Raw genomic sequence first — 15,024 nt, forward strand, 5'->3', positions numbered from 1 at the left:
TACAATTTCAGACGATGGAAATTTTCAAAAAATATCCAAAATATTGCTTTAAGTTAGATGCTACCAGCACATCGTTTCAGTGGTAAGAACTGTGATTGTGCTTGCATTCTTTAATATTCAAAGAGTTGGCAATGCTTTGAATGTTGTAGGGTGTTAACTCAATAAAAAAATTCAATGTTGTTATGTTTTCTTTAACGATACTTCGGATATTTTTTATAACGATTTGTTTTCAATATATTTAAAACTCCTAGTCAAAATGCAAAATCTTTTTTTCAAATGGTTAATATTTTAGACGATGGGAATTTTCAAAAAATGTCCAAAGTATTGCTTTAAGTTGGATGCTACCAGCACATTGTTTCAGATGGTAAGAGCTGTGATTGTGCTTGCATTCTTTAATATTCAAAGAGTTGCCAACATTTTGAATGTTGCAGAGTGTTAACTCAATAAAAAAAATTAATTTTTAAAGAAATGGCGAAGGGAAGTAATATGTCTAAAGTAGAAGAAATTTTGTTGGAGGGTGTGGATTTAGAAACCACTATTGTTTTAGAAGAATCAATACCCGAACTTGTATCATCTGAAAACAACCTTGTTTTTGGCAAACCCGTTGATAATGATCGTTTTACTTTTGCTGATTTGGCAGTAGAATATTTCCATAAACTGGGTGTTGAATATGTGTTTGGCATTCCGGGTGGCGCGATTGCACCTTTGTATGATGCCTTAGCCCGTAGTCATGAAAAAAACGATCCCAGTTGGCCCAGAGCGGTTGTAGCACGTCATGAGGCTGGCGCTGCGTTTATGGCTGATGGTTATGCACGCAAAACAGGTAAATTGGGTATATGCTGTGCAACTACAGGACCAGGTACAACTAACTTAATAACAGGTGTAGCCTCAGCTTATGCGAACAGTATCCCGCTATTGGTGATTACTGCACAAACTTCTATTTCTAGTTTTGGGCGTGGTGCGTTTCAAGAATCCTCACCTGACGCACTTGATACCCAAGATATGCTTGGACAATGTACCAAGTACAGCAGTATTGTGTCACATAAAGATCAGTTTGAATCCAAATTAATTGATGCTATTACCGTAGCATTGCAACCACCCAGAGGCCCTGTTTGTTTAAGTGTGCCGATCGATATTTTTAACTCTTCTCCCGATGCGATAGGCATTTCCGCTGTTCATTTCGAATCTAGATTATTTAAAAAACTGCATCTTATCGATAGAAAAGCCATGAAACAGCTTATTTCTAAAATTGGCCACGTGTTGAAAGAGGATAAAGAATTGGTATTCCTAGTTGGTGGTAATTGTCATAAAAAGGCGGCTAAGCATCTTGTGGATTTTGTCGAATTTATCAATAACCAAGTAGCTGAAATTTCTGGTGATAACAAAAGTATCAAAGCAAAAATTGTCACGACACCTGAGGGTAAAATGCGTATTGATTCAAATCATCCGCAATATTTTGGGGTGTTTGGTTTTGCGGGACATACCAGTGCGCGTGAAGTCATACATTCTAAGAATGTAGGATTAATTTTAGCAGTAGGTACGACCTTAAGTGAATGGTCTACTGATGGCTGGAACAATATTTTAATGAATTCCAAACTAGTGCATATTCATCATGCGCCAAAGTATTTTACACGTTCTCCAATGGCATGTTTACATGTTTGCGGCAAGCTATCCGATGTCTTCGGCGAGTTAGTCAATTCAACAAAACCTAAAGCGGCTAATGAAAAAAACAGTTTATTCAATGTGTTTAAAGACATTCAAGCCAAACTAGAAAAGGCTACATCTGACTCGTCTAAATCAAAGCAAGCGAAAGCACTAAATATCATTAGAAAAGACCGCCGACAACGAGGTTGTGAATGTGCCCCACGCCATATCTCCATTGATAAACCAGATCGTTATCGTCGTTCGAATAATCCTGAATCCAAATCTCAACTTGTGAAACCTCAGCGTTTGATGTGCGAATTGGTTCGGCGCTTTCCAGAAAACACCCATTATCTTGCTGATACAGGCAATAGCTTTGCGTGGTCTACACATTATTTATTTCCTAAGAAACCAAGACGTTATAGTTTAGCGATGGGTTTGGGCAGTATGGGTTGGGCAATTGGTAGTGCCGTGGGTATTGCACTTGCGACTAAGGGTAAAAAAAATTCGCCTGTGGTATGCATTACGGGTGATGGAAGTTACTTGATGAGTGGTCAGGAAATCACCGTAGCAGTTGCTGAGCAATTACCTGTTGTTTTTGTGATTTTAAATGATAGTGCATTGGGTATGGTGATGCACGGTCAGCGTTTAACTGGAGCTAAAGAGATTGGCTATGAATTACCTCCTGTCGATTATGCCATGATGGCACATGCTGTTGGCGCAGTGGGCTATACAGTTAATACGGTACATGATATAGAAATGTTAGATTTTAATGAGATTGCAAACCGTAAAGGGCCTACATTACTGGATATCAAGATTGATCGAGAAGAAGTACCGCCAATGGGTATGCGCGTTAATACCTTAATACCTTAAACAATAATATCTTTAAAGAGCTTTCCTAACGACATCAATAGCTGAAGACGGACACTAAAGCTATTGATGTAAAGTTCAGGCTCGAATAAACATTTTGTTTAATATTCTTATTTTTTAATCAATCAATAATTTGGATATTTTTAAGGTATATATTAAACAACCACCAGCTACAAATTGGTGGATTAGAGAGCTTGGTGGCTGAAAGCATGGATACAGAGCGACCAAGCCCTGTTATTATTAAAGAATGAGTCTTCAATATCCTCTAGCCCAAAAGTATTTTCCCCAATACCTCTTTTTTAAGGGAAAAATTCCTCAAATAGTTTTATTGCCGAACCTCCTTTTATCCTTCTCAATCAATCCGTTTTGCGCATAACCAAGCCGTCAGCAAATATTAATAACAAATCTCTCTGGTATAAGCATCACTTGACTGCCAATCTCCTATAAAATCATTTGGCCGCTGATATAAATCAACTTTAAAACTCAGTGGTAGTTGAAATTCAGTTGGTAACTGTCCTGCTAATGACGTTTTACACGCATCATAAATTTGAATCCGTTTAGTAAAACTTTTACCTAAAACCAACAAACCACTGCTGACCGTTTCATCAGGTGAATCAATTTGCACATTTCCATCAATTCCCAATTGTGATGAAGCAGAGACTAAACTATTTGGTGTTTTCAAAAACTGCTCTGCAATAATACTAATATTACCGCCTTGACCTTGATAAGCTTGAGCAACCAATTGGGCTTTATTCATCACTAAAAATTGTGGTTCAATCAAGCTTAAACCACCACCATTCCCTACACCTTCTTGCACGCTGGTGCTAATTTGACTGTTGTTAAAATAAGCCATTTGAGCAATATTCAATGAAACTTCACCACCGCCGCCACTAATTGTACTGGTACTGATTTCAGTTTGATTGGCAAGCTGTAACGTCTCAGTATCAATTGCAATATTGCCCGCATTACCGCCGCGCACCCGCTGAATCCATTGTCCATTATTGTATAAAAATCCATCATGCTGCCCATTACCCACATTATGCACCGTGACTAAATCACCTGTTTGAACCTGTAAATGATTACGTTCTGCTAAGTCATTCACTCGATAAGTTTTACCCAATGGTATCCATTCATCACCCGTATAAATGAATCGCTCTTGACTGCTCGTATCATTAAAAATAAACCCTGCTTCAGCCATATTGTCTATTTGTGATGGAGAACCTTGTCCCGTAAATTCATTGTTAAGCTGGCTTTCTGAAATGATTTCCGCTTGATTGTCTAACAAGAGCTGTTTGAGCCGTAAGCTGATATGCCCAGCATCTTGCCCACCCGCACTGGAAGTTGAAATGCTAGCATTATCACTAAGCTGCAATTGTGTGGCATTAATATCAATTAGCCCTCCACGACCTGCTTGTTGATTTTGACTGCTGGATTGGGAATAAATGCCGCTGGTTGATTGGTTGTAATTTTGTGGGGAGTAAGTTTCTAAATATTCTAGTTGTGCTCTCTGAGGCTCAAACAATGCAATGTCATTGGCATTACCATGGATGTCTAAAGATTCAGTGACGTTGATGTCAATATCACCTGCATTTGCATAATTATCAGAACTACTTTCCACTACAGCACCACCACTGATTAACATACGCTGGGCTTGAATGCTGATACGACCTGCATCGCCTGCGCTATTTTCAATACCCAAACTACGTGCATAAATTCCACTACCAAATCCATACTCAGTTTCACCGTATAAATTAACTCCAGATAATTCAATCTCTTCAGCCACAATATTGATATTGCCACCGCGCAATGTTTTACCTCCTTTTACCGCAAGTGAACTGACTGAAATTTGTCCACCATTAGAAAGCAGCAGTTTTCTAGCTTTAATCTCAACTTGACCACCAATACCTGTATATGTTGCTTGATTGGCTCTAAATTCAGCTTCAACATAAGAACTGATATTACTTGCTCTGCCTCTTTGATTGGGCGCATTATTATTGTTTTGAATACGTAACGTATCGCGAACATCAATGCTGACATTACCCGCATTACTACCTTGTTGATTGATATTGTCAGGGCTGCCTTCACTAGACGAGAATATTCCTGAATCATTTTGTAACAGAATATTATTTGCTGTAATAACAATATGTCCCGCATTGCCGATACCTTGCGTATCCGATTTAATGCTGGTGTTCTGGTCTAGTGTCATATCACCTTCATTGTTGATAACAACACTACCCGCATCGCCAATACTTTCCGTTCTTGAGGTTATTGCTGCACCATCAAATAAACTGAGATTGCCTTGATTAAACAGTGAAACATTACCCGCAAGACCTTGGCCTAATGTATTTGAGGAAATATTAGAACTCCTGCTTAAACTCATCTGGTTTTGATTGTTTATCGTAACATGTCCCGCATTACCTTTACCGTAAGTGTTTGAGCTGATTGAGCTATTATCTAAATTGATATTTTGGGATTGGATCGTAATATCACCCGCATCACCTAACGCATGTTCAGTCGTAAACGCATCAACTTCCGAATTGTATAGATTAAAGTCAGCTTGGGTTTCAATCGAAATATTGCCCGCATGACCTTGGCTTTCAGTACTCAAATTGATTTTAGTTTGGTTTAAAGCAATATCAGCTTGAGCACGTATCGTGGCATGGCTGGCATGATCGTGACTCAATACAGTTGAAATAATATTTGTATCATTAATAGTTAACTGATTGCCTTGAATAAACAGCCAACCGCCATGATTTTCCGCCAACACATTGTTTAAACTAATATTTGCAAATTGACTAAATCCTGTTAATTGCACTTGCTCGGCTTGAATCGCGACCTCTCCTTGAGATGCAATGCCAATTAAGTTGATATGACCTTGTGGAAAATACATTAAAGGTAACACTGAATTATTGTCGTAATGACCTGAAATCTCGATGTCGCCACCGATAAGGGAAAATTGCTGATTTGCAAGGAGTTTATATGGGGCTTTGCTGTAAATTAATTCTGCATTTTCATCATAATATAGCTTGGCCAATTCTTGATTAAGTTCACCCACAGTTGTAATAGAAATCGGAGCAGGATTATCGGTTAAAAAACCAAAATTAGCGACAGAGGCAATGCTTAAAATATCTTGTTCAGGAAAACGAGTGTGAAATTCGCCACCATCAGATAATTTCAAATAATCAGCGGTCGATGCGTGAAAACTGCCTTGCACTTCTAATCGTGCCGACGCGCCAAATAAAATGCCATAGGGGTTTAAAAAATAAAAATCCGCATTGGGAATCATCGAACGTAACGTGCCATTAATCAAACTGGGTTCGCCGCCAATCACCCGAGAGATAATATTTTGAATTGAATCAGAGCCAGAAAATTGTGCAATTTCACCTTGATTTAAGTTGAAGCGATCAAAGCTATGAAATAAGTTATGACCAACAGTTTGTCCTAAATCTTGAGAAATATCATACAGTCCACTGCTGGGCAATAAAGGCTTGCTATCAATTAAAATTTCCGCTTGTACTGGTACAGCTATGAAACAAATGGATAATAAAGCTATTCGTAAAAACATAATAAATTTCCTTGGAATTGCTTCTAAAGATTTTTTTGCATATGATTAAATATATATTCATTCCTTATTTTAGGAATAGTATGCCATTTTTTAACATATCGCTTGTGAGCATCCACTTGATGAGTATTGCTCCAGTCCAAATTTCAATTAACAATCAACCTCGATCCACTGCTTTAATATCACTTAAGATTTGGGGTAAACGGTCGCTCATAATTTATTTCATCATTTTGATTACTTTAATTTGAACCAACCCCATCTCGACTGATTATTAATTGAAAATATTTTTGCAATTTACTTTGCTATCCGTTTCTGGTGTAAAATAAAGCCCGATAATGAAAGCATCTATTTTTTTAAGGAGAATACAAAATGGCTGAAATAGGTGACCGAGATGGTCTCATCTGGTTCGATGGGGAAATGGTTCCTTGGCGCGATGCAAAAACCCATGTGTTAACACATACTTTACATTATGGTATGGGTGTGTTTGAAGGTGTGAGAGCATATCAGACAGATAAAGGAGCTGCTATTTTTCGGTTACCAGAACATACGCGCCGCTTATTTGATTCTGCTCACATTTTAGGAATGGATATCCCTTTCGATCAGGATACATTGAATCAAGCGCAAATTGATGCGGTACAAAAAAATAATTTAGACAGTGCCTATATGCGTCCAATGTGTTTTTATGGCTCAGAAGGCATGGGATTGCGAGCCGATAATTTAAAAGTACATGTGATTGTCGCCGCGTGGACATGGGGTACTTATTTAGGTGAAGATGCTTTAGAAAAAGGGATTAGAATTCGCACCTCTTCTTATACTCGTCATCATGTCAATATCACCATGTGTAAAGCCAAAGCCAATGGCAACTACATGAATTCAATGTTGGCGTTACAAGAAGCAATTGCTTGTGGTTATGACGAAGCTTTATTATTAGATAATGAAGGCTATGTGGCTGAGGGCAGCGGTGAAAATATTTTTATTATTCGTGATAATGTCATTTACACACCTGATTTAACCTCTGCGTTGAATGGGATTACACGTTCCACAATCTTTACTTTAGCCGCAGAATTAGGCCTAGAAGTCAAAGAAAAACGGATTACGCGTGATGAAGTGTATATTGCAGATGAAGCCTTTTTCACGGGTACAGCGGCCGAAGTCACACCGATTCGTGAATTAGACAATCGAGCCATTGGTTCTGGCACACGAGGCCCAATTACTGAAAAATTACAAAGTCTGTATTTTGATGTGGTTTATGGCCGCCATGAAAAACATCAAGATTGGTTAACTTACGTCAATTAAGCATTCTCATTCCTGCACTTGGTGTGGGAATCGAGTTAAGACGCACTGCGTCACGTATTTTAGGAATAAAAAACGATGAGTCAAAACACGCCAAACGACAAAAAAATATATGAAGTCACGGAAAGTGATTTACCGTTACATTGCCCAATGCCAAATATGACGTTGTGGGATTCCCATCCAAAAGTGTTTATTCCTGTGGCGGACTCGCCTGATGGTAAAGCGCGTTGCCAGTATTGTGGCGCAGAATATGTTTTAGTGAGTAAAAAAGCTGCATAACCGTCGTTGTTTAAGTATATTCAGGTTTGGCAATTTTGAGCAACAAGGCTGCCAATCCTAAAAAATGCTTACATAAATCTTTCATTTCAATTCTTGGGATGCTCCGTGTTAACCTCAACGCAAACGCCTGCTATTCTTGTCATTGCCCCTTCTTGGGTTGGCGATATGGTCATGGCTCAGAGTTTATTTAAATTTCTAAAGCTTGAACATCAAAATACTGTGATTGATGTGCTTGCGCCTCAATGGAGTGCGGGCTTACTCAAATTGATGCCAGAAGTCCGTCGTATCATTTGCCATGATATTCAACATGGTGAGCTGGCTTGGGATAAACGTCGCCAATTAGGTGAACAATTACGCTGTGAACGCTATCAGCAAGTGATTGTTTTGCCTAATTCTTGGAAATCAGCACTGATCCCTTATTGGACAAAAGCCTCGACCCGCACTGGTTACAAAGGCGAAATGCGTTATGGTTTGCTCAATGATAGACGGCTTAAAAATAAACTAACATTAAGGCGCACAGTGGATCAGTTTGTTGCGTTAGGAATGCAAAAGCATGACCCTCGTATTGGACACATTACCCCGCCCACACCATATTTATCTACAGGCAATATTGCTCGTAGTTTAGAAAAGCTCAATCTTGAACACCCCCACCAGCCTATTTTAGCCTTATGCCCCGGTGCAGAATATGGTATTGCTAAACAATGGCCGTTGGAGTATTACGCCATTTTAGCCAAGAAAGTGATTGCTCAAGGCTGGAAAGTGTGGATTTTAGGCTCGCCGAAAGATAGTGCGGTGGGTGCACGAGTTGAAGCATTGTCAGGTTCGGCAGAAATAGACTGTATTAGTTTTTGTGGTCAAACCGATTTAGCCGATGCAGTGAATTTACTCAGCTTGGCCAATGCTGTTGTGACGAATGATTCTGGCTTAATGCACGTTGCGGCCGCTTTGGATAAAAAAGTGATTGCCATTTATGGTTCGTCAACGCCTGTGATGACACCGCCTTTAAGTCGTCATGCTAAAATTTTATATAACGGCATATCATGCAGCCCTTGTTTTAAACGTACTTGTCGCTATCAACATTACCAGTGCTTACGCAGTATTAAGCCTGAGCAAGTATTAAATCTGTTGTTATAAATATGTTGGTTTTATCGATATTATCCATGCTTGTACTGCATTTGATTTGAGTGAGATCGATCGGTTTTAGACAATGATTGATCTTTGACAGGACTTGCATATTCACAATGTGAAAATAATAAGCTTTCATTGCTTTCTCTCCGCTATAGTCTTTTTACTTTAAAATGATACAGGACTGGCAGTCCTAGATTTTAAAACTGATTGATATTTAAATAATAACAGGACTGCCAGTCCTAGATTTTGAAACTGATTGATATTTAAAGTGTAAAAGGACTGCCCGTCCGCGAGACAAAATTGACTACAGTAGTAAAGCACAACCCCTAAAGGAGTTAATCATGAATACAACCCCACCGAATTTTGAAACCTTTTTTAAACAATTTTCTGATGCCTTACCTAAAGGCGTAACCGATTTACAAAAAGATATGGAAAAAAACCTTCGTGCTGCAATGGAATCAACATTTCGCCGCATGAATTTAGTGACCCGTGAAGAATTTGATGTGCAAATGGAAGTATTAGCCAGAACTCGGGCTAAAGTCGATGGCTTAGAACAACAAATGGCGGCATTAGAAGCTAAACTGTCACCAGCAACAGGTAGCCCAGCTCTAAACATTGAAGAAACACCTGCTGCGTAAAAACGGTTTTATTCTAATTATTTAAGGCTGGTAATCCTTTTAAACCACAAAAAGCAAGATTTTTCAAAAATGAGGACTGCCAGTCCTTGGGTTTTTAATTATGAATAAAAAGTTTCAACGTGCTGTCGAGTTTTATCAAAAAGGTGAATTGCAAAAAAGTGTTAACTTATGCCAGCAAATCTTAAAAAAATCCCCTAACGATCTCGAAACTTTAAATTTACTGGGCGTACTTGCAATCCAGACCAAACACTTTGACCAAGCCCGCGCCATATTTCAGCAAATGCTCCAAATTAAGCCAGAAGCACGTAGCTATTCCAACTTAGGCTATTTATTAGAACAAGCTAATCAATTTGAGCCAGCAGCGGCCATGTATCAGAAAGCGGTTAAATTAGATAATAGAAATCCTGAGCTATATACCAATTTTATCAATGCACTGGCTAAATCAGGACATTATGCTCAAGTCATCAAAGTGGCGCAAACAGCCTTAAAATTAAAACCCAGCGCTAAAATTTACTCAGAATTGGGCATTGCTTATTATCAATTACAACAAAAAGAGGAAGCTGAACAAGCTTTTCGTCAAGCGGTTTCTCTTGATTCAAAAAATGCGGAATATCACAGTAAATTAGGTTTGGTGTTATCTTATTATAAAACTGAGAAAGCTTATCAAGAAGCTGAAAATTTATTTATAAAATCGATCAAATTACAGTCACATAACCCCATCACTTATTACTATTTAGGCTTGAATTATTTATTCCAACGCCGATTTATAGAAGCAGAACAACGTTTTCGCCAATCTATTGCTCAAAAACCAGACTTTGTTGATGCACAATTTAGTCTTGCTGTTACTCTGCATAGAATGCAAAATATTGAGGAAAAGCAAGCATTTGAACAAGTGATCCAACATTATCAAGCTCAATTACAAAAAACCTTACCTTTTGCATTATTACTGGGTGCATTAAAGCGTTTAGCTATTTGCTATGTGTTTCTCAATCAGCTAGATAAAGCGGAGCAGCACTTTCGTGAATTGGAAAAAATCGTTACAGAAAATCCGCAGAAAGGTATCGCGGCTCATCAATTAGCCTTAGCCACACATTTTAGCCCTGAATTTTATCAAAAATTATTAAACACTGATTTTCCTAGCCATACGCAAATTGCCACACAAAAAACAGGACAGTTTGATTATGTGGTCACAGCTTCTTGTGATGCTAATTATTTCAGCAAATATGCAAAAAACTTTGTAAATAGTCTGTTACAAAACAGTCATGAAGCGATTCATTTGCATTTACATATTATGAATCCAACCGATGAAGTTTTAGCACAAGCAAAGGCTTTTCTCGAACAACAAGCGATTGCAAGTTATTGTGTGAGTTTTGAAGAAGTGAATTTGGCAGATAGCACCCAATTAAAAACCTATTATACATTTGGGCGATTTTTAAATATGGCGCAATGGTTACAAACCTATCAAAAACCGATTATTAGTTTAGATATTGATGCGATTGTAGAAAAACCATTAAGTTATTTAATTGATACTATTCCTGATGCAGATATGGGCGTGCGTTCACGGCAGATTACATCATGGGAAGAGTTTGTAGCCAATGTTATCGTGGTGAAATCTAATCCTCAAACCATTGCTTATTTTGACTTGGTGCGGCGTTATTTATTACATTTTGTATCAAAAAATTATCTGATTTGGGGAGTTGATGAATTAGCACTTACAGCGGCCTATCGTTTACGCCAATATTATGAAAAACAAAGCCCTGAACTACAATTTATCAATGTTGAAGTAGAAGAAGTGCTATGGCAATTAGGACACAAAAATGTTGAAAAACTTGCAGAACAACGTTTTACCCAATATTCAGATTAAAAATCATCATTTTGAGCCATTAGCTTGCTGGGCTGTTCATATCCTCGGTGAGTGACCACGCATAAGCACAATCTAAATCCGCTCGTACCGCCATCATGCCACTTAAGCCCTGATCTAAAATCATACTTAATGGGGTTTTTTGGTTAAAACGGCGATGCGGTGTATTTAGCCAGTGCATACTCATACGGTAATTGTGCGGATATGTGGTGCGCAAGGCTTCAGAAATAGCAACCAATTGCTCAATACGTTGATTAATTTCAGGCGTATCAGGCAGCTCAGTACTATTACGATAGCGGTTCATTACTCTAGGTTTGGTTTCCGCAGGCAAGCTGAGTATAGTGATCTTATCGTTATCAGCAATTTCCCAATCATCCAAAATCTGCATCACAATACGGGATAAAGTGGTGCGTTGCTGCGGGCTAACTTGCATAAAATATCCTTTGAGCAAGAGGAATAAAAGATTGATTTAAGCATGAAAGATAAACTCTAGGATGTCAAGTGCTTAAAAACAACAAAATTTATATTAGATTACCACAGAGCTACAGGTATTTTCTCTTGTTGAAATAAATACTTAACAGTTTAATTTAAAGCATAAAAATGTTAGAATAAGTTCAAAAATATGCTTATGGGAGCAATAATGACGGATACAGCTTACGACTCTGGAAATATTAAGGTTTTAAAAGGCTTAGATGCGGTCAGAAAACGCCCTGGGATGTATATTGGCGACACGGATGACGGCACAGGTTTACACCACATGGTGTTTGAGGTGGTCGATAATGCGATTGATGAGGCTTTAGCAGGTCATTGCTCTGAAATTAAAGTTAAAATTCATCATAACCAATCTGTGACTGTAACCGATGATGGGCGTGGTATTCCTGTTGATATTCACCAAGAAGAAGGCCGTTCTGCTGCTGAAGTGATTTTGACTGTATTGCACGCAGGCGGCAAGTTTGACGATAATTCCTACAAGGTTTCTGGCGGTTTGCACGGTGTTGGTGTCTCGGTGGTTAATGCCTTATCTGAATTACTAGAATTGACGGTTTATCGTGACAATAAAGTGTATCAGCAAACTTATGTTCATGGTGTTCCACAAGCACCGCTTGTTTCCACGGGTGATACGGAAAAAACGGGCACAAAAATTCGGTTTAAACCCAGTGCAGAAACGTTTACCAATATTGAATTTCACTACGATATCTTGGCAAAACGGCTTAGAGAGCTTTCTTTCCTCAATTCTGGGGTCAAAATCTATCTACAAGATGAAACCACAGGCAAACAGGATTTGTTTGAATATGAAGGTGGTATTCGTTCTTTTGTTGAGCATTTAAACAGCAAGAAAACCGCGATTCACCCCAGCGTATTTTATATCAATACTGAAAAAGATGATGTTGCAGTCGAAATTGCGATGCAGTGGAATGATTCTTATCAAGAAAGTGTATTCTGCTTTACCAATAATATTCCACAACGTGATGGCGGTACGCATTTAGCGGGTTTTCGTGCGGCATTGACTCGAACTTTTAATACTTATTTAGACAAAGAAGGTTTTCAGAAAAAGCATAAAGTCAGCACCACAGGCGATGATATTCGTGAAGGCTTAATGGCTGTCTTATCAGTTAAAGTGCCTGATCCTAAGTTTTCTTCACAAACTAAAGATAAATTGGTTTCCAGCGAAGTCAAAGGCATTGTTGAAGCGGTTGTTGCAGAGAAAATTGAAGAGTTTTTAATGGAAACGCCGAGCGAAGCCAAAAGCATTGCTAATAAAATTATTGAAGCGGCCAGAGCACGTGAAGCAGCTCGTAAAGCACGTGAAATGACTCGACGCAAAACCGCGTTAGATATTGCAGGACTTCCGGGAAAATTAGCAGATTGTCAGGAAAAAGACCCTGCATTGTCTGAATTATATATTGTGGAAGGTGATTCTGCGGGTGGTTCTGCCAAACAAGGGCGTGATCGACGTACTCAAGCAATTTTGCCATTAAAAGGTAAAATTCTAAATGTAGAAAAAGCCCGTTTTGACAAAATGTTATCGTCGGCTGAAGTGGGTACGTTAATTACTGCGTTAGGTTGTGGGATTGGTAAAGATGAGTACGATATAGAAAAATTACGTTATCACAAAATCTTCTTGATGACCGATGCGGACGTGGATGGTAGTCATATTCGGACGTTATTGTTGACTTTTTTCTATCGTCACATGACTGAATTATTAGAGCGTGGCCATATTTATATTGCACAACCGCCATTGTATAAAGTGACCAAAGGCAAGCAAGAGCATTATGTGAAAGATGACAAAGCCTTAAATGATTATTTGTTGAGTTTGGCTTTGCAAAATAGCCAGTTATTTGTTGCGCCTGATGCACCCGCATTACGCAGCGAAGAGTTAGAAAAGCTATGTCGTCAATATATTAAAGTCACAACAATGTTGGCTAGATTAAGTCATCTTGTACCCCAAGCGGTATTAGCTTCGATGGTTGATATGCCTGCATTAGAAATTGATGCGTTTCAAGATATTACCCAAATTCAACAATGGTTAGACCAGCTTACAACATCACTTGAGGATGAAGCTGAAACATATCGCATATTGGCTAGCACTGATGAGCACGGTGCAATTGCCATTCATGTCCATACTGTGACCCATAGTGTTGAACGGATTTACTCATTAACCCAAAGCTTTTTTGAATCGCCTGAGTATTTGGGTGTTGTGACCTTGGGTGAACAAATTAAGGATTTAATCTCTGAAGGTGGCTATATTCAACGTGGCGAAAAACGCCATGATATTAGTGACTTTCATGATGTGATGCGCTGGTTATTGAGTGAAACTAAGCGTGGTTTAGGCATTCAGCGTTATAAAGGCTTGGGTGAAATGAATCCAGATCAATTATGGGATACGACGATGAATCCTGATACGCGAAATTTGTTACAAGTGCGAATTGAAGATGCGGTTGCTGCTGATGAGATTTTTACCACATTAATGGGTGATCAAGTTGAGCCACGTCGTGACTTTATTGAGAAAAATGCCTTATTAGTCGCAAATTTGGATACTTAATCAATATTTTTAAATAATCCTGCTCATTCCCAAACCTTATTGATGAATGAGCAAGTTAAGCTTTTCTGAGTTATGATTTATCCATGCGTATTACTTAAACATAGAATCGTAAGCAGATGCCGCAGCCGCTACTAGTTTATCTGCTATTTGGCCTTCTACCTGCCAACTTAAACAGCGGAGATTGCCTCCCATGCGACATATTACATGAGGAACGGATATAGGTACTACTGTCTTTTTAGTATTATCCTTAAAAAGGCTGAAGATATCCTTATCAATTTCAGTATTTTCTGGATCATCAAAAAAAAGCGGCATATATACGTACTTATCATTCACTAACGAATTTACATGAGCACCACAGGCACTGGTAAAACCTCTCCATTTTGTAGGATTATATGCGCTTGGAACTACAACGACATTTATCTCAGGCCCTAGTTGTGTCTGCAAGCTATTTTTGTATTTGGCATTCATTGCTTTATCACCCAAATCGCTTAAAGCTAAAACATTTGTATCAATAAAAGAAACCATCCCATCGGCATGTCCTGTCGTGTCTCCTTCAAGTTCATCAATAATAGCAATGTTATTCCATCCTGAATCTTTTATAAGCTGATTCTTTATTTCCATGTATAAGGTTAAAACCTTCGCCTTTCAGGCGAACAGATTTATCTCCCTAAACTCAAGAATGGCTTATAATATGAGAGATGGAATACAG

The 15,024-nt window shown here is 38.5% G+C and carries 10 protein-coding genes and 1 pseudogene; 7 read left to right on the top strand and 4 right to left on the bottom strand.

Annotated features, from left to right (window positions below):
- Positions 1-486 precede the first annotated feature (486 nt).
- Entirely contained in the window at positions 487-2,514 is a 2,028-nt protein-coding gene (locus tag ABXH34_RS13170; RefSeq protein ID WP_353572347.1) for a thiamine pyrophosphate-binding protein, read from the top strand.
- A 255-nt stretch (positions 2,515-2,769) separates the two neighbouring features.
- Here the strand turns inward: ABXH34_RS13170 and ABXH34_RS13175 are convergent.
- Positions 2,770-2,867: pseudogene (locus tag ABXH34_RS13175) on the bottom strand (transposase); the annotation flags it as partial.
- A gap of 38 nt (positions 2,868-2,905) precedes the next feature.
- Entirely contained in the window at positions 2,906-6,076 is a 3,171-nt protein-coding gene (locus tag ABXH34_RS13180) for a two-partner secretion domain-containing protein (RefSeq protein WP_353572348.1), read from the bottom strand.
- A gap of 366 nt (positions 6,077-6,442) precedes the next feature.
- Here ABXH34_RS13180 and ABXH34_RS13185 point away from each other — a divergent pair, with 366 nt between their 5' ends.
- The 5 genes from ABXH34_RS13185 to ABXH34_RS13205 all read left to right on the top strand — a co-directional run bounded on the left by ABXH34_RS13185 (position 6,443) and on the right by ABXH34_RS13205 (position 11,275).
- On the top strand, positions 6,443-7,369 hold the full coding sequence (locus ABXH34_RS13185) for a branched-chain amino acid transaminase (RefSeq protein WP_353572349.1): 927 nt from the start codon (positions 6,443-6,445) through the stop codon (positions 7,367-7,369).
- Positions 7,370-7,444: 75 nt separating this feature from the next.
- Positions 7,445-7,645: a zinc-finger domain-containing protein gene (locus ABXH34_RS13190; protein ID WP_353572350.1), complete on the top strand. Its 201-nt coding sequence runs from the start codon at positions 7,445-7,447 to the stop codon at positions 7,643-7,645.
- A gap of 105 nt (positions 7,646-7,750) precedes the next feature.
- Entirely contained in the window at positions 7,751-8,779 is a 1,029-nt protein-coding gene (gene waaF, locus ABXH34_RS13195; protein WP_353572351.1) for a lipopolysaccharide heptosyltransferase II, read from the top strand.
- 335 nt (positions 8,780-9,114) lie between these two features.
- Positions 9,115-9,411: an accessory factor UbiK family protein gene (locus tag ABXH34_RS13200; RefSeq protein ID WP_353572352.1), complete on the top strand. Its 297-nt coding sequence runs from the start codon at positions 9,115-9,117 to the stop codon at positions 9,409-9,411.
- Positions 9,412-9,511: 100 nt separating this feature from the next.
- Positions 9,512-11,275, top strand: a complete 1,764-nt coding sequence (locus tag ABXH34_RS13205) for a tetratricopeptide repeat protein (RefSeq protein ID WP_353572353.1) — start codon at positions 9,512-9,514, stop codon at positions 11,273-11,275.
- Between the two features lie 19 nt (positions 11,276-11,294).
- Here the strand turns inward: ABXH34_RS13205 and ABXH34_RS13210 are convergent, their stop codons facing one another.
- Positions 11,295-11,705, bottom strand: coding sequence for an antitoxin Xre/MbcA/ParS toxin-binding domain-containing protein (locus tag ABXH34_RS13210; RefSeq protein WP_353572354.1), 411 nt, complete (start codon positions 11,703-11,705; stop codon positions 11,295-11,297).
- 207 nt (positions 11,706-11,912) lie between these two features.
- Here ABXH34_RS13210 and gyrB point away from each other — a divergent pair, with 207 nt between their 5' ends.
- Entirely contained in the window at positions 11,913-14,315 is a 2,403-nt protein-coding gene (gene gyrB, locus ABXH34_RS13215) for a DNA topoisomerase (ATP-hydrolyzing) subunit B (RefSeq protein ID WP_353572355.1), read from the top strand.
- 90 nt (positions 14,316-14,405) lie between these two features.
- On the opposite strand, the gene ABXH34_RS13220 is transcribed toward gyrB, so the two are convergent.
- Positions 14,406-14,936 (bottom strand): agmatine deiminase family protein, encoded by a 531-nt coding sequence (locus ABXH34_RS13220; RefSeq protein WP_353572356.1) that lies wholly within the window; start codon positions 14,934-14,936, stop codon positions 14,406-14,408.
- Positions 14,937-15,024 lie beyond the last annotated feature (88 nt).

This window comes from Candidatus Albibeggiatoa sp. nov. BB20 (assembly GCA_016744725.1).
Classification (GTDB): Bacteria; Pseudomonadota; Gammaproteobacteria; order Beggiatoales; family Beggiatoaceae; genus Albibeggiatoa.

What these genes read in the sequence shown, in the direction of transcription:
- ABXH34_RS13220 (WP_353572356.1), bottom strand. Translation starts at nt 14,936, where the DNA reads ATGGAAATAAAGAATCAGCTTATAAAAGATTCAGGATGGAATAACATT.
- ABXH34_RS13210 (WP_353572354.1), bottom strand. Translation starts at nt 11,705, where the DNA reads ATGCAAGTTAGCCCGCAGCAACGCACCACTTTATCCCGTATTGTGATG.
- ABXH34_RS13185 (WP_353572349.1), top strand. Translation starts at nt 6,443, where the DNA reads ATGGCTGAAATAGGTGACCGAGATGGTCTCATCTGGTTCGATGGGGAA.
- ABXH34_RS13205 (WP_353572353.1), top strand. Translation starts at nt 9,512, where the DNA reads ATGAATAAAAAGTTTCAACGTGCTGTCGAGTTTTATCAAAAAGGTGAA.
- ABXH34_RS13180 (WP_353572348.1), bottom strand. Translation starts at nt 6,076, where the DNA reads ATGTTTTTACGAATAGCTTTATTATCCATTTGTTTCATAGCTGTACCA.
- gyrB (WP_353572355.1), top strand. Translation starts at nt 11,913, where the DNA reads ATGACGGATACAGCTTACGACTCTGGAAATATTAAGGTTTTAAAAGGC.
- ABXH34_RS13190 (WP_353572350.1), top strand. Translation starts at nt 7,445, where the DNA reads ATGAGTCAAAACACGCCAAACGACAAAAAAATATATGAAGTCACGGAA.
- ABXH34_RS13170 (WP_353572347.1), top strand. Translation starts at nt 487, where the DNA reads ATGTCTAAAGTAGAAGAAATTTTGTTGGAGGGTGTGGATTTAGAAACC.
- ABXH34_RS13200 (WP_353572352.1), top strand. Translation starts at nt 9,115, where the DNA reads ATGAATACAACCCCACCGAATTTTGAAACCTTTTTTAAACAATTTTCT.